Raw genomic sequence first — 23214 nt, forward strand, 5'->3', positions numbered from 1 at the left:
GGCAGTGCGGGGAGGCGTGCGAAATCGGCCGCACCTTGATCTTTCGAGTGAAGTTCGAGCGACGAAGGCGCGGCCTGCCGGCGGGCGGCGTGGACTACTGCCGGTAGGTGGTCAGGAAGCGCCCGATCCGGCTGATCGCCGTCTCCAGGTCGTCCGCCCGGGGCAGCGTGACGAAGCGGAAGTGGTCGGGGCGCGGCCAGTTGAAGCCGGTGCCCTGGACGATGTGGATCTTCTCGCGGAGCAGCAGGTCGAGCACGAAGCGCTCGTCGTCCTTGATCCTGTGCACCGCCGGGTCCAGCTTGGCGAAGGCGTAGAGCGCGCCCTTGGGCTTGACGCAGCTGACCCCGGGCAGCTCGTTGAGCGCGCGCCAGGTGACGTCGCGCTGCTCGGTCAGCCGGCCGTTCGGCAGCGTGAGGTCGTGGATCGACTGGTGCCCGCCGAGCGCGGCCTGCACCGCGTACTGGGCCGGTACGTTGGGGCACAGCCGCATGCCGGCCAGCATGGTGAGCCCCTCCAGGTAGTCCTTCGCGTGCGGCTTGGGTCCGGAGACCACCAGCCAGCCGCTGCGGAAGCCGGCCACCCGGTAGGCCTTGGAGAGGCCGTTGAAGGTGAGGGTGAGCACGTCGTCGGCGAGCGCGGCCAGGCAGTGGTGCTCGACGCCGTCGTAGAGGATCTTGTCGTAGATCTCGTCGGCCAGCACCATCAGGCCGTGCCGGCGGGCCAGGTCCAGGATCCCCTCCAGCAGCTCCTTGGGGTAGACCGCGCCGGTGGGGTTGTTGGGGTTGATCACCACGATCGCCTTGGTCCGCGTGGTGATCTTGGCGGCGATGTCGTCGAGGTCCGGGTACCACTCGGCCTCCTCGTCGCACAGGTAGTGCACCGCCTTGCCGCCGGCCAGGCGCACCACCGCGGTCCACAGCGGGAAGTCCGGGGCCGGCACGAGCACCTCGTCGCCGTCGTCCACCAGTGCCGTCACGGCCATCTGGATCAGCTCGGAGGCGCCGTTGCCGAGGAAGACGTCGTTCACGCCGACGCCGGTGACGCCGCGCTGCTGGTAGTACTGCACCACGGCGCGGCGGGCCGGCAGGATGCCGCGCGAGTCGCTGTAGCCGTGCGCGTTGGGGAGGTTGCGGATGATGTCCTGCAGGATCTCCTCGGGCGCCTCGAAGCCGAAGGGGGCCGGGTTGCCGGTGTTCAGGCGCAGCACGCTGTGCCCGGCCTCCTCCAGCGCGTTCGCCTGGTCGACCACCGGGCCGCGGATCTCGTAGCACACTCCCGCGAGCTTGCTGGACTGCCGAAACTCCATCTGGTGCCTCCCGGCGTGGGCCGCCAACGTGGTCGCTTTGTTCTACCAAGTAAGCACTTGGAAAGTCCAACCTATTGGCTATGCTGATGCCATGTCACGCCGAAGCTACGACCAGTACTGCGCTGTCGCCCGGGCCCTGGACGCGGTGGGGGAGCGCTGGAGCCTCCTGATCGTCCGTGAACTCCTCGGCGGCCCGCGCCGGTACACCGACCTGCACGCCGACCTGCCCGGGGTCAGCACGGACATCCTGGCCGCCCGCCTCAAGCAGCTGGAGGGCGAGGGCCTGGTGGCCCGGCGCAAGCTGGAGCGGCCGGCCAACGCGACGGTGTACGAGCTGACCGAGCGCGGCCGGCAGCTGCGCCAGGTGGTCGACGCGCTGGGCAGCTGGGGCCTGCCGGCGCTGGGCGAGCAGCGGCCGACGGACGCGGTGCGCGGGCACTGGGTCACCAGCGCCTGAGCACCGGGGCCCGGGGCCGCCCGGGCGACGCCGGAAAACCGGTTGCCGAGCAGGGAGTTCGGCGTCCATCGTTGCGGGTTGTGACGATCAACGACCTCGAACTGCGCCGCGCCACCGAGCCGGACGCCGACGCCGCGGCAGCGCTCTACCTCTCCTCCTTCGCCGCGGCCCTGCCCACCGTGCGGCTCGCGCACAGCCCCGAGGAGGTGCACGGCTGGTTCCGCCACGTGGTGGTGCCGCAGCTGGAGACCTGGGTGGCGCAGACGCCCGAGGGCGAGCTGGCCGGGCTGCTGGTGCTGGAGGACGGCTCGCTGGAGCAGCTCTACCTGGCGCCGCACTGGCGCGGCAAGGGCCTGGGCGACCGCCTGGTCGAGCTGGCCAAGAGCCTGCGTCCGGCGGGCCTGGCGCTGTGGACCTTCCAGGTCAACGGCCCGGCCCAGCGGTTCTACCAGCGGCACGGGTTCGTCGAGGCCGAGCGCACCGACGGCAGCCGCAACGAGGAGCGCGAGCCGGACCTGCGCTACGTCTGGACGCCGCCTGCCGCCTGACGCAAACCGCTGGGGCCTGTCCGGCGGATCCTGCCGGGCGCGCGACAACATCCGCCGGACAGGCCCCGGTAGCATCGGGAGCGCCATGGACCAGGAACCCGCCTTCACCCGCTTCAGCAGCTACGTCGCCGTCGGTGACTCGTTCACCGAGGGGATGTGCGACGAGCTGCGCCCCGACGGCCACTACCGGGGGTGGGCCGACCGGCTCGCGGCTTCGCTGGCGGCGGAGGTCGCGCCCGTGCAGTTCCGGTACGCGAACCTGGCCGTGCGTGGCAAGCTGATCGGCCAGATCGGCGCCGAGCAGCTGGCGCCGGCCGTCGCGGCCGGGCCCGAGCTGGTCACCCTGGCCGGCGGCCTCAACGACGTGCTGCGACCGGGCTGCGAGATCGAGGCGGTGCGGGCGCAGCTGGGGGAGGCGGCCGAGAAGCTGCTGGCCACCGGCGCCACGGTGGTGCTCTTCACCAGCACCGACCCGACCCGGCGGATGGCGGGCAGCGCCCGGCTGCTCCCCGCCATCCGGCAACTGCGCCACTTCGTGCAGGAGTTGGGTGCCCACCCGCGGGTCGCGGTGGTCGACCTGTTCACCGCGCCCTGCTTCGACGACCGGCGGCTGTGGGCGGAGGACCGCCTGCACCTGTCGGCGGAGGGGCACCGCCGGGTCGCCGAGGCGGTCCGCCAGGCGCTCGGCCGCCCGGCGGCCTTCGACTGGCGCGCCGCGCTGCCGCCCGCCGCGCCCGCCGGCCGCGCCGCCCGGATCCGCGGCGACCTGCGCTGGCTGCGGATCCACGTGCTGCCGTGGCTGGGGCGGCGGTTGACCGGCCGCTCGTCGGGTGACGGACGGCCGCCGAAGCAGGCCGAGCTGGCGCCCTACCAGGGGTGAGCTCCGAGGGCCGCCCGGGTCAGCCGCTGATCACGCAGCCGCCGCCGTTGTTGCTCCACAGCGGCTGCATCGGGAAGGTGCCGGTGGGCAGCGTGACGTTCTGGAAGTTGCTCTCGCACAGGTCGCCGATCTCCTCGCCGGAGGGGTCCAGCCAACCGCTGGACGGCTGCGGGTCGGTGATCGACTCGGCGTACTCGTGGCCCTCGACGATGCTGAAGGCGGACAGCCTGTCGCCGAGCAGGTTGTTCGGGCAGCGGCTGCCGGCCGGGGCGTCCAGCTGGTAGGGCATGTTGGTGTAGGAGACGCTGCCGGTGTAGTCGTGCCAGGCGCAGAAGCCGGAGGCCGGCCAGCCGTCGGGGGAGGTCCCGCTCGGGCTCATCACCACGATCTGTGCGTCCGGGTCGCCGGCCACGCCGAAGTGCGCGGCGGCGCTGTCGGCCTCGGCGGCGATGTCCTGCTGCTGGGAGGAGGCGGGGGCGGGGGAGGCGTCGTCCACCCAGCTGCCGCCGAGGACCGGGCCGGTGAAGGCGGGACCGCTGCCGGAGGAGTCGGGGTACTGCGCGGTGATGGTGGACCAGTGGTCCTGGCTGGTACCAAGCCCGTTGAACAGGCTGGTCATGTACGGCTGGACGCCGTTGCCGTCGCTGTCCCACTGGCTGCCCCAGAAGTCCAGGTAGACCACCGGGCTGTGCTGGACCGGGCCGCCGTTGTAGGAGACCTGGTCGGTGCCGGGGCGGTGCCGGGCCGGGGCGGCGTGCAGGGTGGGCGCGGCGGCGGAGTAGCTGCCGGGACGGGTCGGGTGCGGCGCGGCGAGGGCGCCGGGGGCCTCGGCCAGGGCGGGGACCAGGCCGAGCAGGAGGACGGCTCCGGAGGTGGCGAGGACGCGCCGCAGCCGCTTGTGAGGGGTGAGTCTCATGTCCAGATGGTGGGTGCGGGGCCGGGGGGCGGGACAGCCCGCGGGGGCGACGTATACACGCCAGGACGGGAACCTGACGTGGCCCTATGATCGGCCGCAGCCGTCCTGCGAGGAGATGCCGTGACCAGCCCCACCGCCACCGAACGCTACCGCGCGGCCCGTGACGTGCTGCTGCGTCAGGAGGACTTCGCCTGGCCCGTGATCGAGGGCCGCTTCAACTGGGCCGTCGACTGGTTCGACGCGATCGCCCGGGGCAACGAGCGCACCGCGCTGTGGATCGTCCAGGAGGACGGCACGGAGGCGAAGTACAGCTTCGCGGAGCTGGCGCACCGCTCCGACCAGCTCGCCCACCACCTGGCCGGGCTCGGCGTGGCGGCGGGCGACCGGGTGCTGCTGATGCTCGGCAACCAGGTCGAGCTGTGGGAGGCGATGCTCGCGGTGATGAAGCTCGGCGCGGTGATCATGCCGACCACCACCGCGCTGGGCGCGGCCGACCTGGCCGACCGGATCGGGCGCGGCGGCGCCCGGCACGTGGTGGCCAACGCGGGCGACACGGCGAAGTTCACCGGCACCGGCTACACCCGGATCGTGGTGGGCGGCGCCGCCGACGGCTGGGCGCCCTTCGAGGCCGGCTACCGGCTCGCCGACCCCGCGCCGTTCACCGCCACCACCGCGCCCGACGACCCGCTGCTGGTCTACTTCACCTCCGGCACCACCAGCCTGCCCAAGATGGTCGAGCACACCCAGGTCTCCTACCCGGTCGGCCACCTCACCACGATGGCCTGGGCCGGTCTGCGCCCGGGCGACGTGCACCTGAACATCAGCTCGCCGGGCTGGGCCAAGCACGCCTGGAGCTGCTTCTTCGCGCCGTGGATCGCGGAGGCGACGATCTTCGTGCACAACTACACCCGGTTCGACGCCCCCCGCCTGCTGGAGCAGCTGCGCCGGGCCGAGGTCACCACCTTCTGCGCCCCGCCGACGGTCTGGCGGATGCTCATCCAGGCCGAGCTGGGCGAGCGCCCGCCGGCGCTGCGCGAGCTGATCGCGGCCGGCGAACCGCTCAACCCCGAGGTGATCGCGCAGATCGAGCGGCGCTGGGAGCTGACCATCCGGGACGGCTTCGGGCAGACCGAGACCACCCTGCTGGTCGGCAACACGCCCGGGCTGCCGGTCAAGCCCGGTTCGATGGGCCGCCCGCTGCCGGGGGTGCCGGTGGTGCTCGTCGACCCGGTCAGCGGCAAGCCGGCCGAGGAGGGCGAGATCTGCCTGGACCTGGCGCGGCGCCCGGTCAACCTGATGACCGGCTACCTGGCCGACCCCGAGCGCAACGCCGCCGTGACGGCGGGCGGTTACTACCACACCGGCGACGTGGCGAGCCGGGACGCGGACGGCTACCTCAGCTACATCGGCCGCACCGACGACGTCTTCAAGGCCTCCGACTACAAGGTCTCGCCGTTCGAGCTGGAGAGCGTGCTGATCGAGCACCCGGCGGTGGCCGAGGCGGCCGTGGTGCCCGCGCCCGACGCCACCCGGCTCGCGGTGCCCAAGGCCTACGTGGCGCTGGCCCCCGGCTGGGCGCCGGACCGCGCCACGGCGCTGTCGATCCTGGCCTACGCGTGCGAGCACCTGGCGCCCTATCTGCGGGTGCGCCGGCTGGAGTTCTTCGAGCTGCCGAAGACCATCTCCGGCAAGATCCGCCGGGTGGAGCTGCGGGCCCGGGAGGAGGGAGCCGGCGAACTGCCGCAGGAGTGGCGTGACGAACACTTTCCCGAGCTGCGCAGCTGACAGAATGCGGGGCGTACCCGCAAGGCAACTCATGAGAAGGTGACCGGCTTCGTGACCACGCCAGCCGAGCAGGCAGCACAGGCAGCAGCGGCGGCCGAACAGGCCGTCGGGCGGCGGATCGCCGAGGAACTCGGGGTCCGCGAAGGGCAGGTGAGGGCGGCCGTCGAGCTGCTCGACGGCGGCTCGACCGTGCCGTTCATCGCCCGGTACCGCAAGGAGGTCACCGGCGAGCTCGACGACGCCCAGCTGCGCACGCTGGAGGAGCGGCTGCGCTACCTGCGCGAGCTGGAGGAGCGCCGGTCCGCGGTGCTGGAGTCGATCGAGGCGCAGGGCAAGCTGGACGACGCGCTGCGCGCGCAGATCCTGGCCGCCGACTCCAAGGCCCGCCTGGAGGACATCTACCTGCCCTACAAGCCCAAGCGGCGCACCAAGGCGCAGATCGCCCGCGAGGCGGGCCTGGAGCCGCTGGCCGACCAGCTGCTCGCCGACCCCTCGCTCGATCCGGCCGCGGCGGCCGGGGCGTTCCTGAACGAGCAGGTGGCGGATGCGCCCGCCGCGCTGGACGGCGCCCGCTCGATCCTGGTGGAGCGCTTCGCCGAGGACGCCGACCTGATCGGCTCGCTGCGCGAGCGGATGTGGGGCCGCGGCCGGCTGGTGGCCACCGTGCGGGCCGGCAAGGAGCAGGACGGCGCCAAGTTCGCCGACTACTTCGACTTCGCCGAGCCGTTCACCAAGCTGCCCTCGCACCGGATCCTGGCGATGCTGCGCGGTGAGAAGGAGGAGGTGCTCGACCTCGACCTGTCGCCCTTCGACGGCGACGAGGAGGGCGACCTGCCCGGCGCCAGCGACTACGAGCAGCGGATCGCCGCCCGGTTCGGCGTGGCCGACCACGGCCGCCCGGCCGACAAGTGGCTCGGCGACACCGTCCGCTGGGCCTGGCGCACCCGGATCCTGGTCCGGCTCGGCCTGGACCTGCGCACCCGGCTGCGCCAGGAGGCCGAGGACGAGGCGGTCAAGGTGTTCGCCGCCAACCTGCGGGACCTGCTGCTGGCCGCGCCGGCCGGCACCCGGGCCACCATGGGTCTGGACCCGGGCTTCCGCACCGGCGTCAAGGTCGCCGTGGTGGACGACACCGGCAAGGTGGTCGCGCACGACACGATCTACCCGCACCAGCCGGCCAACAAGTGGGACGCCTCGATCGCCACCCTGGCCAGGATCGCCGCCGAGCACCGGGTGGACCTGATCGCGATCGGCAACGGCACCGCCTCGCGGGAGACCGACAAGCTCGCCGAGGACCTGATCAAGCGGCACCCGGAGCTGAAGCTGACCAAGGCGATGGTCTCCGAGGCCGGCGCCTCGGTCTACTCCGCCTCGGCCTTCGCCTCGCAGGAGCTGCCGGACCTCAACGTCTCGATCCGCGGCGCGGTCTCGATCGCCCGCCGGCTCCAGGACCCGCTGGCCGAGCTGGTGAAGATCGACCCGAAGTCGATCGGGGTCGGCCAGTACCAGCACGACCTGAGCGAGGTGAAGCTCTCCCGCTCGCTGGACGCGGTGGTCGAGGACTGCGTGAACGCGGTGGGCGTGGACGTCAACACCGCCTCCGCGCCGCTGCTCACCCGGGTCTCCGGGGTGACCGGCACGCTGGCCGAGAACATCGTGGCGCACCGCGACGCCAACGGCCCCTTCCGCACCCGCAAGGCGCTCAAGGACGTGGCTCGGCTGGGCCCCAAGGCCTTCGAGCAGTGCGCGGGCTTCCTGCGGATCCCCGGCGGTGACGACCCGCTGGACGCCTCCGCGGTGCACCCCGAGGCCTACCCGGTGGTGCGCCGGATCCTGGCGGCCACCGGCGGCACGCTGGCGGACCTGGTCGGCAACGGCGCCGCGCTGCGGGCGCTGCGCCCCGGCGACTTCGCGGACGAGACCTTCGGCATCCCGACCGTCACCGACATCCTGGGCGAGCTGGACAAGCCCGGGCGCGACCCCAGGCCGGCCTTCCGCACCGCCACCTTCCGGGAGGGCGTCGACAAGATCGGCGACCTGGAGGTGGGCATGGTGCTGGAGGGCGTGGTCACCAACGTGGCGGCCTTCGGCGCGTTCGTGGACGTCGGCGTGCACCAGGACGGCCTGGTGCACGTCTCGGCGCTCTCCACCAGGTTCGTCAAGGACCCGCGCGAGGTGGTCAAGTCGGGTGACGTGGTGCGCTGCAAGGTCGTCTCGGTGGACGTGCAGCGCAAGCGGATCGGGCTGACCCTGCGGTTGGACGACGAGGCGGCGCGGCCGGCCCGCGGCCAGGGCGGCGAGGGTCAGCGTCCTGCCCAGCGGGGCGAGGGCCAGCGCGAGCGCGGGCAGCGTCCGCCGCGGCAGGACCGGCGCGGCGGCGAGCAGCGCGGCGGCTCCGCGCCCGTGGCCAACAGCGCGATGGCGGACGCGCTGCGGCGGGCGGGGCTGGGCACGTAGCGGTCCGCGCGGGCGCGGCGGCGGGCGTGGGAGGTCGATCCGGTCGACGTCCCACGCCCGTTGCGGTCAGCGGCGGGCGGCGGCCCGCAGCTCGGCGGCCAGCGCCACCAGTTCGCCCCGCCAGGGCTCGCCCTCGCCGGACAGCAGCGCCACCGCCTCGGCCACCGGCACGGCGCGCACCTCCTCCACCAGCTCGCCGTCCGCGGGGTTGGTCGGCGCGCCGTCCACCGTCACCTCGGCCCAGCCCCAGAGCCAGAACTTGCGCGGGTGCGGCTGCCACGGGCGGTAGGGCGCGGCGCGGTCCGTCACGGCCTCGTGGGCGCCGACCCAGAGCGGCTCGCCGAGCACCCGGGCGCCGGCCTCCTCGCGCAACTCGCGGGCCAGGCAGGCCTCGACGGACTCGGCCGGCTCCCGGGTGCCGCCGGGCAGGAACCAGTGGCCGCGGCTGTCGCGGCAGAGCACCACCGACTCGCCGGTGAACCCGATCAGGTGAATGTTGGTGATCAGCTCGTCCGGTGGCTGCGCCATCGCGAACCGCGCGTCGATGCCGCCCCACTCCCAGCGCTGGGGCGCGAACAGCGCGGGAAAGCGGTCCTCGGGCGGGCTGCTGAGATCGGTGCTGGGTGTCATCCGGTGATCGTAATCGCCGCCCCCGACGGACAGGCGACGCGCAGGGGCGGAACCCCTACTCTGGTGCTGTCCAACTTACTCGCGAGTAGGGAGCAGGCCGTGCCGCACACCCACGAGGTCACCAACCAGGTTCCGCCGCCCTACGGCCACAACCTCGCCGAGGACCCCGCGCTGCTCGCCGCCCTGCACCGGGCCGGTGCCGGCTGGGCCGAGCCCGAGCTGCGCGAACTGGGCACGCTGGCCGGCACCGAGCAGGCCGCCGAGTGGGGCCGCCTGGCCAACGAGCACGAGCCGGTGCTGCGCACCCACGACCGCTACGGACACCGGATCGACGAGGTCGAGTTCCACCCGGCCTGGCACCAGCTGATGACCGTCGCGGTCGAACACGGCCTGCACGCCGCCCCCTGGCGCGACCCGCGTCCGGGCGCGCACACCGCCCGCGCCGCCAAGTTCTACCTGTGGAGCCAGGTGGAGGCCGGCCACGGCTGCCCGGTCTCGATGACCTACGCCGCCGTCCCCGCGCTGCGCGCCACCCCCGAACTGGCCGAGTGGCTGGAGCCGTTGCTCGCCGCCAACGTCTACGACTTCGGGCTGCGCGAGCCGTCCGGCAAGCGCGGGCTGATCGCCGGCATGTCGATGACCGAGAAGCAGGGCGGCTCGGACGTGCGGGCCAACACCACCGTCGCACTGCCGGCCGGCGACGGCACCTACCACCTGACCGGCCACAAGTGGTTCACCTCGGCGCCGATGTCGGACGTGTTCCTGACGCTCGCCCAGGCGCCGGGCGGCCTCAGCTGCTTCGTGCTGCCGCGGGTGCTGCCGGACGGCACCCGCAACGCGCTGCGGATCCAGCGGCTCAAGGACAAGCTGGGCAACCGCTCCAACGCCTCCGCCGAGCTGGAGTACGAGGAGGCGGTGGGCTGGCTGGTCGGCGAGGAGGGCCGCGGGGTGCGGACCATCATCGAGATGGTCAACATGACCCGGCTGGACTGCACGCTCGGCGCCGCCGCCGGGATGCGGCTGGGCGTGCAGCGGGCGGTGCAGCACGCCGCCCACCGGCGGGCGTTCGGCGCCGAGCTGATCGACCAGCCGCTGATGCGCAACGTGCTGGCCGATCTGGCGCTGGAGTCGGAGGCGGCCACCACGGTGGCGCTGCGGCTGGCCGAGGCCACCGACCGGGCGTCGGCGGGCGACGAGGGCGAGGCGCACTTCAAGCGCCTGGCGCTGGCGGTCACCAAGTACTGGGTCTGCAAGCGCGGTCCGGCGCACGCGGCCGAGGCGCTGGAGTGCCTGGGCGGCAACGGCTACGTGGAGGAGTCCGGGATGCCGCGGCTCTACCGGGAGGCGCCGCTGGTCTCGATCTGGGAGGGCTCGGGCAACGTCGCCGCGCTGGACGCGCTGCGCGCGATGGCCCGCAGCCCGCAGTCGGTCCAGGCCTACTTCGCCGAACTCGACGCGGTGGCCGGCGCCGACCGGCGGCTGGACGCGGCGGTGGCCGGGCTGCGCAAGGAGATCGGCGACCCGGGCGAGATCGAGTACCGCACCCGCCGGCTGGTCGAGACGATGGCGCTGGTGCTGCAGGGCGCGCTGCTGGTGCGGCACGGCGATCCGGCGGTGGCGGACGCCTTCTGCGCCTCGCGGCTGGGCGGCGACCACGGCAACGCCTTCGGCACGCTGCCCACCGGGGTGGACACCACGGCGCTGATCGGCCGGGCGCGGATGGTGCCGGCGGCCTGAACCCCGGCGGGCGGGTGGGCGGCCCGGGGCGCCCACCTGTACCCGGCGAGCCTCAGCGGGCGGGCCGCTGCTGGATCCAGATCAGCTTGCGCCCGGTCTCGGCCGGGGCCGTGGTCGGGGTCTGGTCGATCCGCTCGAGGCGGTAGCCGAGCTTGCGCGGGACGGTGGCACTGGCCGCGTTCGCCTCGTCGCAGTGGATCTCCACCCGCTCGATGTCCGGGAGTCCGAGCGCGGCCCCGGTCAGCGCGGCGGCGCCGTTGGTGGCCAGCGAGCGGCCGGTGTGCTCCTGGTCGATCCAGTAGCCGATCTCGATCGCGCCGGGGCCCACCCGCCGGTGCAGGCCGAACATGCCCAGGACGCTGCCGGGCCGCTCGCTGTGCTCCAGCACGTAGAGGAAGTCCGAGCCGTCCTCCCAGAGCTGCCAGCCGCGCCGGGTCATCTCCTCGGTGCGGGACAGCGACGGCGCGACGGTCGCCCAGGGCATCCAGGGCCGCAGGTGCTCCAGGTTGCGGGTGACCGCCGCGTTGACCTCGCGCGCGTGCTCGATGGTGCGGCGGCGCAGGGCGAAGCCGTCGGGCAGCTCCAGCCACTCGGGCGGGCGGCTGGCGGTCGGCGGCGCGGCGGAGGTTACGGGGTCACCCGCGGTCTGGTTCATGACACGCATCATGGCAGCCCGTGCGCGCCGCCGACCAGCGAAAAAGCGGCTGCCGGAGGGCGTTCGCTCAGAGCCGGACCACCACCTCGTCCAGTTCCTTGCGGTGCAGATCGGGCACCTGCGCCCGCTCGGCGGGGTAGCCGACCGGGATCACGTAGGCGGCGCGCTCCTCGGCGGGCCGTTCGCAGATCTCGTTGAGGAACTTCATCGGGCTCGGGGTGTGCGTCAGGGTGGCCAGTCCGGCCTGGTGCAGGGTGGCCAGCAGCAGGCCGACCGCGATCCCCACCGACTCCTTGGTGTAGTACGGCCGGGGCGAGTGGGGCCCCTTGTGCACCTCGAAGACCACGATCACCGCCGGCGCGTCGGTCAGGAACGGCTTGTGCCAGTCGGTGCCGATCGGCGCCAGCGCCGCCAGCCACTCCGCCGAGGCCCGGTGGTCGTAGAACTCGCGCTCCTCCGCCTCCGCGGCCTCGCGCAGCCGCCGCTTGCGGTCCGGGTCGGTGATCACCACGAACCGCCAGGGCTGCACGTGCGCGCCGCTGGGCGCGGTCGCGGCGGTGCGGATCGCCCAGTCCAGCACCCCCTCGGGGAGCGGGCGGCGGTCGTAGTCGCGGACGGTGCGGCGCTGGGCCATCACGTCGTGGAAGTCCCGGGCACGTGCCTCGGCCTCGTGGGCCGGCACGTGCATCGGGTGCAGGGGGACGGTCGGGTAGGAGGTCGTCATACGACCTGTATGGGAGCCCGGCCGGTGGTCTAAACCTCCGCGACCTTCCCGTCGGTCACCACCAGCCGGCGGTTGACCGAGACCGTCTCCAGCATCCGCCGGTCGTGGGTGACCAGCAGCAGGGTGCCGGTGTAGGAGGCCAGCGCCGCCTCCAACTGCTCGATGGCGGGCAGGTCCAGGTGGTTGGTCGGCTCGTCCAGCACCAGCAGGTTGACCCCGCGCGCCTGCAGCAGGGCGAGGGCGGCGCGGGTGCGCTCGCCGGGGGAGAGGGTGTCGGCCGGGCGCAGCACGTGCGCCGCCTTCAGCCCGAACTTGGCCAGCAGGGTGCGGACGTCGGCCGGCGGCTGCTCGGGGACGGCCGCCTCGAAGGCGTCCAGCAGCCGCTCGGTGCCGAAGAACAGGCCGCGCGCCTGGTCGACCTCGCCGATCACCACGCCGGAGCCCAACGTGGCCTGGCCCGAGTCGAGTTCGAGCCGCCCGAGGAGGGCGGCCAGCAAGGTGGACTTGCCCGCGCCGTTCGCACCGGTGATCGCCACCCGGTCCGCCCAGTCGATCTGCAGGTCCACCGGGCCGAAGCCGAACTCGCCGCGCCGCAGCGCGGCCTGGCGCAGCGTCGCCACCACGGCGCCGGAGCGCGGGGCCACCGCGATCTCCATCCGCAGCTCCCACTCCTTGCGCGGCTCGTCCACCACGTCCAGGCGCTCGATCATCCGCTGCGTCTGCTTGGCCTTGGCGGCCTGCTTCTCGGAGGAGGAGGTGGCCGCCGCCTTGCGGAACTTGTCGCTGTCCGGGCTCTTCTTCAGTGCGTTGCGCACGCCCTTGTCCGCCCAACCCTTCTGCATCCGCGAGCGGGCCTCCAGGCCGGCCTTGGTGTCGGCGTACTCCTCGTACTCCTCGCGGGCGTGCTGCCGGGCCCGGGCGCGCTCCTGCAGGTAGGAGTCGTAGCCGCCGCCGTAGAGGTTGACCTGCTGCTGGGCCAGGTCCAGCTCCAGCACCCGGGTCACCGTGCGGGCCAGGAACTCGCGGTCGTGGCTGATCAGCACGGTGCCGGCGCGCAGGCCGGTGACGAAGGCCTCCAGCCGGTCCAGCCCGTCCAGGTCGAGGTCGTTGGTCGGCTCGTCGAGCAGGAAGACGTCGTAGCGGGAGAGCAGCAGCGAGGCCAGGCCCGCGCGGGCCGCCTGGCCGCCGGAGAGCGAGGTCATCTGCGACTCCAGGCCGATCCGCAGACCGAGCGAGTCGGCGACCTGCTCGGCGCGCTCCTCCAGGTCGGCGCCGCCCAGGCCCAGCCAGCGGTCCAGCGCCTCGGCGTAGGCGTCGTCGGCGCCCGGGCGGCCCTCCACCAGGCCCTCGGTGGCCGCGTCCAGTGCGGCCTGGGCGGCGGTGACCCCGGTGCGCCGGGCCAGGAAGGCGCCGACGCTCTCGCCCGCGCGGCGCTCCGGCTCCTGCGGCAGGTGGCCGACGTTGGCGCTGCGCGGGCTGAGCGTGATCGAGCCGCTCTCGGGGCGGTCCAGGCCGGCCAGCAGCCGCAGCAGGGTCGACTTGCCGGCCCCGTTGACGCCGACCAGCCCGGTCACCTCGCCGGGGGAGACGACCAGGTCGAGCCCGGCGAACAGGGTGCGGTCGCCGTGGCCGGCGGCGAGGTCCTTGGTTACGAGAGTGGCACTCATGATGGCCACGATCCTAGACGGCCGGGTGAGGTGGCCCGAATTAATGCGTTGCCGGTCGTCGCCGGCCGTCGTAGCGTGGTCGTCGTTGGTCCACCGGCGCCCGTCGGTTCACCGGAACAGGAGAAGGCCGTTGCTCTACTGAGGTCATGAGACACCGCTCCCGCGCTGAGTCCTCGCGCGGTTGAGGAGTGTGCTCGGCCTCGGTGGGGAGCCTTCGTCGTTCCGCCGTCCGCCCTTCCAGCCCTCTCGCGGTGTCTCTCGTGTTGCCCATTCCCTTGACGAGCAACCCGCAGGAGGCCCCCATGGCATCAGCGACCACCGCGATCCTCTGCACCGACCTCAGCTTCGAGTGGCCGGACGGCAAGCCCGTCCTGGACCGCTTCCACCTCGCCGTCGGCCCCGGCCGCACCGGCCTGATCGGCCTCAACGGGGCCGGCAAGTCGACCCTGCTGCGGCTGATGGCGGGCGAGCTCACGCCGACCAGCGGCAGCGTGCGGGTGGGCGGCGAGATCGGCTACCTGCCGCAGGACCTCGCGCTGGACACCCGGCTGCGGGTGGACGAGGCGCTGGGCGTGCGCGAGCGCCGCGAGGCACTGCACGCGATCGAGTCCGGGGACGTCGACGAGCGGCACTTCACCGTGCTCGGCGACGACTGGGACGTGGAGGAGCGGGCCCGGGCCACCCTGGACAAGCTCGGACTCGCCCGGCTCGACCTGGACCGCAGCACCGGCGAGCTCTCCGGCGGCGAGGCCGTGCTGCTGCGGCTGGCGGCGCTGCTGCTGGCCCGCCCCGACGTGCTGCTGCTCGACGAGCCGACCAACAACCTGGACGGCGTGGCCCGCGCCCGGCTCCACGAGGCGGTGGCGAGCTGGCCGGGCGTGCTGGTGATCGTCAGCCACGACCGCGAGCTGCTCCAGCACGTGGACCGGATCGCCGATCTTCGGGAGGGCGAAGTCACCTGGTACGGCGGAAACTTCGCCGACTACGAGCGGGCGCGCGAGGCCGAGCAGGAGACGGCCGAGCGGCTGGTGCGCAACGCCGAGGCCGATGTCACCCGCCAGCAGCGGGATCTGGTGGAGGCCAACATCCGCCTGGCCCGCAGCGCCAGCTACGGCAAGAAGCTCTCCGTCCAGCGCAACGACCCGAAGATCCTGGCCGGCGCGTTCAAGCGCAAGGCCGAGGTCACCGCGGGGCGGGTGCGCGGCATGCACGCCGAGCGGCTGGCCGACGCCCGTGAGCGGCTGACCGCCGCCGAGGAGGCGCTGCGCGACGACGCCGAGATCCGGATCGACCTGCCGCGCACCGAGGTCCCGGCCGGGCGCACCGTGCTGACCATGGAGAACGTGCGGCTCGCCTTCGGCCACCAGGTCAAGCTCGACCTGCGCGGCCCGGAGCGGATCGCACTGGTCGGCCGCAACGGGGCCGGCAAGTCGACCCTGCTGCGCACCATCGCCGGTGAACTGCCACCGCTGGAGGGCGAGATCACCCGTCCGGTGCCGGTCGGGTACCTGCCGCAGCGGCTCGATCTGCTGGACGACTCGCTCAGCGTGGCGGAGAACGTCAAGGCGCTGGCCCCCGGTCACACGGACAACCAGATCCGGGCCCGGCTGGCCCGGTTCCTGTTCCGCGGCGGGCGCGCCGACCAGCGGGCCGGCACCCTCTCCGGCGGCGAGCGGTTCCGCGCCACACTGGCGGCGCTGCTGCTGGCCGACCCGGCCCCGCAGCTGCTGCTGCTCGACGAGCCGAGCAACAACCTCGACCTGGCGAGCATGCGCCAGCTCACCGACGCGCTGGAGTCCTACCAGGGCGCGCTGGTCGTGGTCAGCCACGACCTGCCGTTCCTGCGCGGCCTCGGGCTCACCAGGTGGCTGCGGCTGGAGGAGTCCGGGCTGCGCCGGGTGGACCCGATGTGAGGCGCGCACCGCCCTCCCGTCCCCGGTGCGGGAGGGCGGCACACGGGCCCCGGGGTCGCGCTTGGTTCGCCGCTTGGTTCGCGCGCGGCTCAGGGCGCGGGGATCGAGGCCATCACCGGGAGCCAGACCGGGTCCTCGGCCAGGGCGGTCAGCTGCGCCCCGGTGAGCAGCGGCGGGTTGGGGTAGACGTCGGTGTCGCCGGAGCCCTGGTCCGGGACGTTGCCCGACTCGACCGTGAGCGTGATCCCGTCGGAGCGCTTCAGGGTGGCGTTCCAGACCTGCGTGCCGTTGGGGACGCGGTCCGGCAGCCAGAGCATCAGCTCGGCGCCGCCCGGCAGCGGGGTGTCGGTGCAGTGGGAGACGGTGGTGGTGGTCCCGCAGCCGGGGGCCAGCCACGGCCCGGACTTCCCCCGGGTGATGGTGATCGAGGCGGTCCCCTTGCCGCTGCCGTTGCTGATGGCGACGCCGGCCCGTACACCGGGCTCGGGCTCCGTGAGGTCCAGGTTCACCGGGTGGCTGGTCTGGAAGCCGTCAGGCAGCTTGCTCTTGAACAGCTTCAGCACCTGGGAGCTGGGGACGGCGGTCGTGGCACCCGGGGAGGAACTGGGGCTCGGGGTGGCGGTGGGCGGTGGGGTGGCGGTGGTGCTCTGGGTGGCGGTGGTCGGGCCGGCCGCCACGCTGGTGCCCGTCGGGCCGTCGGCCGGGCCCTGGTTCAGCGCCACCGCGCCCGCGCCCGCCAGCACGGCGACGGACGCGACGCTCGCGAGCACCGTGCGCCGGCGCTTGCGGCGCTGCCCGCGCTGGGCGGCGCCGGTCGCCAGCAGGTCCAGTCGCGGGGGTGGGGAGGCGTCGACGGCCTCCCGCAGGGCAAGGCCCAGATCGTCTTCAAAAGGCATGGCGGAACCGCGCTTTCGGTCTGAGGTCGGGGAAGGGGCAGAGGACCGAGGCGTGCCGGGATCCGACCCGGCGAGGGCCGGTCAGTGCGGCTGTGGCTGCTGCTGCGGCTGCCGCTGGGGCTGCGCCTGCAGCCGTTCGGCGAAGCTGTCGCCGAGGCGGGTGCGCAGCTTGGCCAGCGCACGGTGGCTGCGCGAGCGCACGGCGGTGGAGCTCAGGCTGAGCATGCTCGCGGTCTCCTCGACGCTGCGGTCCTCCCAGAACCGCAGCACCACCACCGCGCGGTCCGGCGCGGAGAGCTCCTGCAGCGCACGCAGCAGGGTCACCCGGGTGGTGGGGTCGGCGTCCGTGACGGCGACCTCGGGGAACTCGGAGATCGTGCGCTCGGTGCTGCTGCGCCGGCGGCGCATCGACAGGAAGGTGTTGACGAGCACGGTCTGCGCGTAGCCGGCCGGGTTCTCCAGCCGGCACAGGCGCTTCCAGCGCACGAACATCCGGCTCAGCGCCTCCTGCACCAGGTCCTCGGCGAGGTGCCGGTCGCCGCCGGTGAGCAGGTAGGCGGTCTGGTAGAGCTGCCCGCCTCGGGCCGTGGCGAACTCCAGGAAATCGAGCGGCCCTGGTGGCGCCTGATCGGTCGTCGGTGAGTGGTCCATGCCTGGCTAACGCTGTGGGCCGAAGGTCATGTTGCAGGGTAGTCCGGGGAATTCTCAGGACCGGTCCCGGGGCCGGTACCGCTCAGGTACCCTGAGCGGCATGCCGGCTCTCAACATCGAGTACACCGAGGCCGAACTGGCCGCGATCCGTGAGGCCGCCGCGGCCGACGGCAAGAGCGTGAAGGCGTACGTGCACGACCTCAGCGTGCGCGAGCAGCAGCGGCGGACCTTCGTCAACCACGCGGTGGCGTTCTGGAACGCACACCTGGAGGAGTTCGACGCCGCCTTCCCCGAGGACACGCCCGCCGCCCGGCGCAGTGCGGCGTGATGATCCTGCACGTCGACATCCGCTGGCTCCTCGACGTCCAGGAGCAGGCCTCGCCGGAGGACCTGAGCGTGCGGGACTACTCCGCGCTGCAGGCCGCCGTGGCCCGGCACCGGGTGAACACCGCCCAGCTCGGCCATGACGCCGACCCGGCCTGGTGCGCCGCCACGCTGATGCACACCATCGTGCTGCTGCGCCCGCTGCCGGTGCGCAACAACCTCTACGCCTGCATGGCGACCGCCGCCTACATGCACGCGGCCAAGGAGGGCATCGACCCGCCCTACGGCGCCCTGGTCGAGCTGGCCCGCGACGTGGCCGACGCCAAGGCCGACGTCTTCGCGGCGGCCGACCGGATCCGGGAGTGGCGGATCTAGACCCGCGAACGCCGAACCGAAGTCGGCGTACCGGTGTGGCAGTTCTGTTGACGGTGCTGTTCGGCTGGGCAACACTGGCTTCCGGTCGCGTACGCGCGACCGAGGCATATTCAGTGAAACCGCACGACGCCTGGTCACCCGAGCCGTGGTGGCCTGTGGTGCCACATCTGTGTCAGGAGGACTCTCCATGGAAGCTCCCACCGCACAAGCTCCGCAGGGCGACACCCTCATCACCGACGAGGAGTTCGACCTCGTGATCGGTGACCTGGAGCAGGATGCTCCGAAAAGCACGCCGAGTGCCGGGACCTGTTTCCACGTCTACTGCGCTCTGTAGCAGGCGTTTCTGAGGTCTTCCCGGGGAACAGCCCCCTGACAACGTCGCTGCTTCCAGGCACAGCGCAGACCACGACGCCGCGCGGCGCGGGCCCGAGCGGCCGCGCCGCGCGGCCGTACATCGATCTCCTGGCTAGGGGCCGAATGGAACTGCGCGATCCCGGCGACGCCACCGGTTCGCCCGAACTCCCCTCCACCACACGTCGGTTGCTGAAGGCCTTGGCCGAGAGCCGGGCGGGGCGGGCGTTCCCGCCGGTGGCCGTCCCCGGGCCGGACGGCACGCTCGCCGTCGAGCGCCTGTTGGGCGGCCCGTCCGACGCGCGGGCCCTGGCGCATGCGCTGGCCGACGCCCGCTTCGCGCCGCTGCACGATGTGCTGCGGCGGATCGACGCCTGGTCCGCGCGGGTCGACGCCGACGCCCGGCGGTTCGATCCGCAGGTGCTGCGGCCGGAGAACGCGGACCTGTTCGGGCCGCTGCTCACCGAGGCCCTGGAGGCCTGCGTGGCCGGACCGCCCGAGCGCGCCGCCGCCTTCGTCGCCCAACGGACCGAGCAGTACCTGGACTTCCTGGCCCTGTTCCTGGAGCGGCTGGCCCGCGACCAGCCCCCCGGCCACCGGGTCACCGGCCTGTGGGCGAACGGCGAGGAGACGCACAACGGCGGCCAGCGGGTGCTGCGCGTCGAGTTCGCCGACGGCACCAGGCTCGCGTACAAGCCACGCCCCGCGACCGGCGAGATCCTGTTCCTGGCCACCGAGGACTCGGTGTTCGCCCTGCTCAACGCGCTGCCCCCGGCGTCCGGTCCGATCCGGCTGCCGACCATGCGGACCTGGACGAGCAGTGGCCCGGACCGGGCCTGCTACTCCTGGCAGGAGTGGATCGAGCCGCCGGACACGTGGGGCGTCCTGCGTGCCGACGGCGAGCTGAGCCTGCGCGGCGCCGTTCTCGAACCAGCGGCGGCGGCCCGCTACTGGCACCGCGCCGGGTCACTGGCCGCCGCCGCGTTCGCGTTCGGGATCACCGACCTGATCGGCGGCAACGTGCTGATCGGGCAGCGCCCGGGGGACGGCGAGCCGCTGCCGTTCCCGGTCGACCTGGAGGCGTACTTCGCCGATCTGGACCGCCTGTTCGAAACCGGGCTGCTGTCCGATCCCGCGGTCTGCGCGCACCACCACGCCGGCCTGGAGAACGTCGCGCGCTGGTGCGAGCTGGACGGCCCCGCGACCTGCTGGCGCCCGCAGCCGGACGGCTCGCTGCGGCTGGAACGGCGGACCCTGTCCCTGACCCGGACCGAGACCCGCACAGTGGTCGGGGACACCGAGGGCCGCGCCGGATACGGCCCCTACCTGGCGGCACTGCTGCGCGGCATGTTCGACGCCTGGACGCTGATGTGCCGCAACCGCGCCCGGATCGCCGAGTTCATCGGGGAGCGGGCCGCCGGTCACGTGGTGCGGGTGATCGCCCGCCCGACGGCCGACTACCCGGACGGCGGCGAAGTCCCCTTCACCGACGGAGAGTCGGCGCAGCTCGCCCGCGGCGACGTCCCGTACTTCTTCCGCGCCGCCGACGGCGGCCCACTGCTGGCGATGCGGATGCCGCCCGGCCGCGCGTTGCGCACGGACTTGACCGACGCCCCCGGGTGGGACGAGGACCGACCCTGGCCGCCGGTCGCTGCCGTCCGCGAGGGCGGGAAGCTGGACCTCGCCGGGCTCGGCATCGCCCTGCGCGACGCGGTCGAACACGTCTACGGTGATCTGACACCAGAACAGAGCGATGCGCACGACCCCGAGCGCGGGGTACGGCTCAGCCGGCGCGGCCCGCGGGAGGGCGAGGTGTCCTTCGACTGGCCGCAGGCGGCCCGCTGCATCACCTACGCCTGGGACGAGGCGAAGCTGCGGCTGCGCATCGACCCCCTGACCGGCACGGCCGACCCGGCTCGCACGGCCGTCGAGATCCGCGAGCGGCTGCTGCGCCTGGGCCGGATCGACGCCTCGCTGCGCGCCCCCTGGGCCGCCGGGGGCTTCACCGACACCGACCTGGAGGCGCAGCTCGACCGGCTGACCGGCGCCGGGATCGCCTGGCTGCGCGGCGTGGTCGCCGAGCACGGCTGGCCCGGCCGCGGCCTGGTCGGTGCGGAGGCCGCCACGGTGGCGAGCGCACTGCTCCAGCACCACACCGGCGACCTCGCGTTCCGGCGCGAGTGCCTGGCCCTGATCGAGGCCGCGGCCGAGGACGGCGACATGCTGCGGCGCGACGCCGCCTACCTCACCGACTCGCTGCGCCGAGCCGAGGGCCGACCGCAGCTGTACGGCACGAAGTTCGAACGGGTCGCGGGCGGCGAACTGCGGCCGTGCCCGATCGAGGACGAGGACCGGGTGGACGAGCGCCGCGCGGCCGTCGGCCTCGGCCCGCTCGCCGACTACGCGGCCCTGCTGGCGCAGACGTACCCGGCACCCGCGAACGAAGGGGTACAGGCGTGATCGCGACCGACTGGACCGAACCCCTCGCCCGCGCCTGGGGCAAGGAGCCCGCCCTGCTCCGGGCCGCCGCCCCGGCGGACCTGGGGCACCTCCACCGCACGATCGTCGCCGCCTGCGAGTCCTTCCGCGCCGGAACGGTGTTCCGGACCTTCCCGCAGGTCCGCTTCCACACCCCGCTCGGCTGGCTCGGCGCGCCGGGGAGACTCCTGCCCGATGCCGCCGACCCGAGCCCGGCCGGCTATCGGGCCCGGCTGCGCCGCGAGCCGCCCGGCAGCGGGCCGGACGCGGGATTCCTGCTGAGCGTCCGCCAGCCCCTGCACACCGACTACCCGTTGTGGTCGGCGGTCCGCGACACCCTCACCGAGCTGTGGCGCCAGGTGGGCTGGCCGTGCCTGCCGGTCGAGGCCGAGCTGACCGAGGGGGACGACTGCACCCGCGTCCGGGGCCTGGCCGTCGACTCCGAACACGCGGTGCTGACCTGGGTGTTGGACGGCGTCCTGGAGGTCGAACTGCACGAGGTGGCGGGCGGGCCGCGCGTCCTGCGGGCCGCCGCCGGCGAGCTGCTGTACTGGCCGGAGGGCTCCCGCTGGCGCGAACGCCACCTCGACGGCTGCACGACGCTGCGGATCTCCGTCCCGCGTGCGCAGCGCCTGGCGACCGGCGCGGTCAAGAACCTGCTGGCCGAGGACGTGCGGGACCGCCTGGAGTACGACGGCACGGTGCCCTGCCTGCCCTACCCCCCACCCGCCGACGGGCCGGCCGCCCCGGCTCCCGCCGTGATCGCCGTCGGCGAGGCGACCCGCGCGGCGGTCGGGGGCGCGCAGCTGCCCGCCGCGCTGCGCACCCGGTGGGCGGCCTGGTGCTCCTCGGCCGGGCTGGAACCCGCACCCGAGCCGCGCGCCGACGTCCCGCTCGTCCCCGGGCAGCGGCTGCGGGTGGTGCGCGCGATCGTCCGGGTGCCGGACGGGCCCGGCCGCCGGATCTGGGCCGTCAACGGGCACGCCTTCCCGATCGGCGGGGCGGCGGGGGAGCGGATCGCCCAGCAGCTGTGGCCCGGACGCGAACTGACGGTCGGTGAGCTGTGCCGGGCGGTGGGCGCGGACGAACACAACGGCGTCGTGACCGCGTTGCTGCGCAAGCTCTACCGGCTGCGTGGGATCGACCTGACCGGCGACGAGCGGACGGACGGATGACGACAGCACCCGTGAGCGACCTGGCCATCGTCCAAGGACCCCTGGACTGGGACGAGTTCACCGCGCGCTACTGGGACCGTCGCCCGGTGCTGATCAAGGCCCTCCACCCGGCGCCCTTCGAACTGCGCGAGGTCTTCGCCGCCGCCGCGCTCGCCGCCCGGCCGCCCGGCTCGTACCTGATGCCGCCGAACGCGCAGTTCGCCGTCGGACGCTTCCAGCAGTCCGAGCCCGCCAACTGGTTCCCGCGCGCCGAGGACGGCACGTTCGACGGCTACCGGCAGCGGCTGGACGCCGAGTTGGCGGCCTTCTCGAAGGAGCGGCGGTACGCGCTGGTCGTGCACGCCTTCCACGCCTTTCACGCCGGGCAGTGGGAGCGCGAGCGCGCGTTCTTCGAGCCGCTGTGGGAGCGCACCGGGCTGCCCCTGTCGGGGGCGATCACCACGCTCTTCCACGGCAGCTACGAGCACACCCCGGTCGGCGTCCACAAGGACCGCTTCGCGACCTTCCTGTTCGCCCTCGAAGGCCGCAAGCGGATGCGGTTCTGGCGGGAGCGCCCGTGGACCGAGCCGGTGACCACCGTGCTGGACTACCGGCCCCACCTGGCCGCCTCGTTCACCGCCGAGCCCGAGCCTGGCGACCTGCTGTACTGGCCCGCGGACTACTACCACGTCGGTGAGAGCCTCGACGCCACGGCCGCGACCAGCGTCAACGTCGGCGTGCCGCGCGAGGCGCACCGCGCGGTCTACGACGTGGACGACCTGCTGCTGGGCAAGGCCCCGGACGCGATGGTCGATCCGGACGCCGGCCTGGTGCGGCTGCCCGCTGCCACCGCCCCGCTGTCGGTGCCCGAACCGCCGACGGACGGCGCGCTGCCCGAAGCGCTGGAGCAGACCCTGCGCGTCTTCCAGGAGTACGGCGACCCCGACCGGATGCGGGACCGGGTCGCCTCGGTCTCGCTCCGCAACTGGAGCGCGTCCGGCCTGTGCCCCGCCCCGCCGCCCGAGGTGCCGCAGCCCCTGGACGACGGCACGGCGGTACGCGCCCGTGCCCGGGTGCTGTACGAGCCGGCCGACGGAGCGCTGCTGTGCGCCGCCAACGGGCACGTGCTGCGCACCACGCTGACGCGGCAGCAGGTGGAACCGCTGCTGCGCCGACTCGCCGAACGGGAGCCGGTGCTGGTCGGCGAGTTGACGGCCGGCCTGCCGCCCGCAGCCCGCCCGGAAGCCCGCCGCCTGCTGGAGGCGCTGGAGAGCTTCCGCGCCCTGACCCGCGAAGCACTCCAGCCGTAG

21 protein-coding genes are annotated in these 23214 nt (G+C 73.6%); 13 read left to right on the plus strand and 8 right to left on the minus strand.

The window, feature by feature from the left end:
• Positions 1-94 precede the first annotated feature (94 nt).
• A complete protein-coding gene (locus OG294_RS30425) occupies positions 95-1306 on the minus strand; it encodes a pyridoxal phosphate-dependent aminotransferase (protein WP_327069749.1) in 1212 nt (403 codons plus the stop codon).
• 91 nt (positions 1307-1397) lie between these two features.
• Between OG294_RS30425 and OG294_RS30430 the strand changes: the two genes are divergently transcribed.
• The 3 genes from OG294_RS30430 to OG294_RS30440 all read left to right on the plus strand — a co-directional run bounded on the left by OG294_RS30430 (position 1398) and on the right by OG294_RS30440 (position 3191).
• A complete protein-coding gene (locus OG294_RS30430; RefSeq protein ID WP_327069750.1) occupies positions 1398-1763 on the plus strand; it encodes a winged helix-turn-helix transcriptional regulator in 366 nt (121 codons plus the stop codon).
• 80 nt (positions 1764-1843) lie between these two features.
• On the plus strand, positions 1844-2311 hold the full coding sequence (locus tag OG294_RS30435; protein ID WP_327069751.1) for a GNAT family N-acetyltransferase: 468 nt from the start codon (positions 1844-1846) through the stop codon (positions 2309-2311).
• A gap of 85 nt (positions 2312-2396) precedes the next feature.
• Positions 2397-3191 carry an SGNH/GDSL hydrolase family protein gene (locus tag OG294_RS30440; protein ID WP_327069752.1) on the plus strand — a complete coding sequence of 265 codons (795 nt, stop codon included), beginning with the start codon at positions 2397-2399 and terminating at the stop codon, positions 3189-3191.
• A gap of 19 nt (positions 3192-3210) precedes the next feature.
• On the opposite strand, the gene OG294_RS30445 is transcribed toward OG294_RS30440, so the two are convergent.
• A complete protein-coding gene (locus OG294_RS30445; protein WP_327069753.1) occupies positions 3211-4107 on the minus strand; it encodes a hypothetical protein in 897 nt (298 codons plus the stop codon).
• A gap of 120 nt (positions 4108-4227) precedes the next feature.
• Here OG294_RS30445 and OG294_RS30450 point away from each other — a divergent pair, with 120 nt between their 5' ends.
• Both OG294_RS30450 and OG294_RS30455 read left to right on the plus strand, forming a co-directional pair.
• Positions 4228-5892, plus strand: a complete 1665-nt coding sequence (locus tag OG294_RS30450; RefSeq protein WP_327069754.1) for an AMP-binding protein — start codon at positions 4228-4230, stop codon at positions 5890-5892.
• 51 nt (positions 5893-5943) lie between these two features.
• Positions 5944-8349 carry a Tex family protein gene (locus OG294_RS30455; RefSeq protein ID WP_442789248.1) on the plus strand — a complete coding sequence of 802 codons (2406 nt, stop codon included), beginning with the start codon at positions 5944-5946 and terminating at the stop codon, positions 8347-8349.
• 66 nt (positions 8350-8415) lie between these two features.
• Here the strand turns inward: OG294_RS30455 and OG294_RS30460 are convergent, their stop codons facing one another.
• Positions 8416-8979: an NUDIX hydrolase gene (locus OG294_RS30460; RefSeq protein WP_327069755.1), complete on the minus strand. Its 564-nt coding sequence runs from the start codon at positions 8977-8979 to the stop codon at positions 8416-8418.
• 99 nt (positions 8980-9078) lie between these two features.
• Here OG294_RS30460 and OG294_RS30465 point away from each other — a divergent pair, with 99 nt between their 5' ends.
• Positions 9079-10716, plus strand: a complete 1638-nt coding sequence (locus OG294_RS30465; protein WP_327069756.1) for an isovaleryl-CoA dehydrogenase — start codon at positions 9079-9081, stop codon at positions 10714-10716.
• A gap of 52 nt (positions 10717-10768) precedes the next feature.
• Here OG294_RS30465 and OG294_RS30470 read toward each other — a convergent pair whose 3' ends face one another.
• The 3 genes from OG294_RS30470 to OG294_RS30480 form a co-directional block, all read right to left on the minus strand.
• Positions 10769-11371, minus strand: a complete 603-nt coding sequence (locus OG294_RS30470; RefSeq protein WP_327069757.1) for a GNAT family N-acetyltransferase — start codon at positions 11369-11371, stop codon at positions 10769-10771.
• Positions 11372-11438: 67 nt separating this feature from the next.
• Positions 11439-12095: a nitroreductase family protein gene (locus OG294_RS30475; protein WP_327069758.1), complete on the minus strand. Its 657-nt coding sequence runs from the start codon at positions 12093-12095 to the stop codon at positions 11439-11441.
• Between the two features lie 29 nt (positions 12096-12124).
• The gene (locus OG294_RS30480) at positions 12125-13762 is read right to left on the minus strand and encodes an ABC-F family ATP-binding cassette domain-containing protein (protein WP_327069759.1); all 1638 of its coding nucleotides are present in this window, start codon (positions 13760-13762) and stop codon (positions 12125-12127) included.
• 302 nt (positions 13763-14064) lie between these two features.
• On the opposite strand from OG294_RS30480, the gene OG294_RS30485 reads away from it, so the two are divergent.
• Positions 14065-15675 carry an ABC-F family ATP-binding cassette domain-containing protein gene (locus OG294_RS30485; RefSeq protein WP_327069760.1) on the plus strand — a complete coding sequence of 537 codons (1611 nt, stop codon included), beginning with the start codon at positions 14065-14067 and terminating at the stop codon, positions 15673-15675.
• A gap of 89 nt (positions 15676-15764) precedes the next feature.
• On the opposite strand, the gene OG294_RS30490 is transcribed toward OG294_RS30485, so the two are convergent.
• Complete coding sequence (locus OG294_RS30490) at positions 15765-16571, minus strand: hypothetical protein (protein ID WP_327069761.1); 807 nt, start codon at positions 16569-16571, stop codon at positions 15765-15767.
• An 81-nt stretch (positions 16572-16652) separates the two neighbouring features.
• Positions 16653-17222, minus strand: coding sequence for a SigE family RNA polymerase sigma factor (locus OG294_RS30495; protein WP_327069762.1), 570 nt, complete (start codon positions 17220-17222; stop codon positions 16653-16655).
• 100 nt (positions 17223-17322) lie between these two features.
• Here OG294_RS30495 and OG294_RS30500 point away from each other — a divergent pair, with 100 nt between their 5' ends.
• The 6 genes from OG294_RS30500 (at position 17323) to OG294_RS30525 (ending at position 23214) form a co-directional block, all read left to right on the plus strand.
• Positions 17323-17550: a hypothetical protein gene (locus tag OG294_RS30500; RefSeq protein ID WP_327069763.1), complete on the plus strand. Its 228-nt coding sequence runs from the start codon at positions 17323-17325 to the stop codon at positions 17548-17550.
• A complete protein-coding gene (locus tag OG294_RS30505; protein ID WP_327069764.1) occupies positions 17550-17921 on the plus strand; it encodes a toxin Doc in 372 nt (123 codons plus the stop codon). The genes OG294_RS30500 and OG294_RS30505 overlap by 1 nt, the downstream gene beginning before the upstream one ends.
• Before the next feature lie 187 nt (positions 17922-18108).
• Complete coding sequence (locus OG294_RS30510) at positions 18109-18255, plus strand: hypothetical protein (protein WP_327069765.1); 147 nt, start codon at positions 18109-18111, stop codon at positions 18253-18255.
• A 143-nt stretch (positions 18256-18398) separates the two neighbouring features.
• Entirely contained in the window at positions 18399-20732 is a 2334-nt protein-coding gene (locus OG294_RS30515) for a DUF4135 domain-containing protein (RefSeq protein WP_327069766.1), read from the plus strand.
• Complete coding sequence (locus OG294_RS30520) at positions 20729-21925, plus strand: hypothetical protein (protein ID WP_327069767.1); 1197 nt, start codon at positions 20729-20731, stop codon at positions 21923-21925. Before OG294_RS30515 ends, OG294_RS30520 begins: the two co-directional genes overlap by 4 nt.
• Entirely contained in the window at positions 21922-23214 is a 1293-nt protein-coding gene (locus OG294_RS30525) for a JmjC domain-containing protein (protein ID WP_327069768.1), read from the plus strand. The genes OG294_RS30520 and OG294_RS30525 overlap by 4 nt, the downstream gene beginning before the upstream one ends.

The sequence above is a fragment of the Kitasatospora sp. NBC_01302 genome (assembly GCF_035976515.1).
In the GTDB taxonomy this organism is placed as follows: domain Bacteria; phylum Actinomycetota; class Actinomycetes; order Streptomycetales; family Streptomycetaceae; genus Kitasatospora.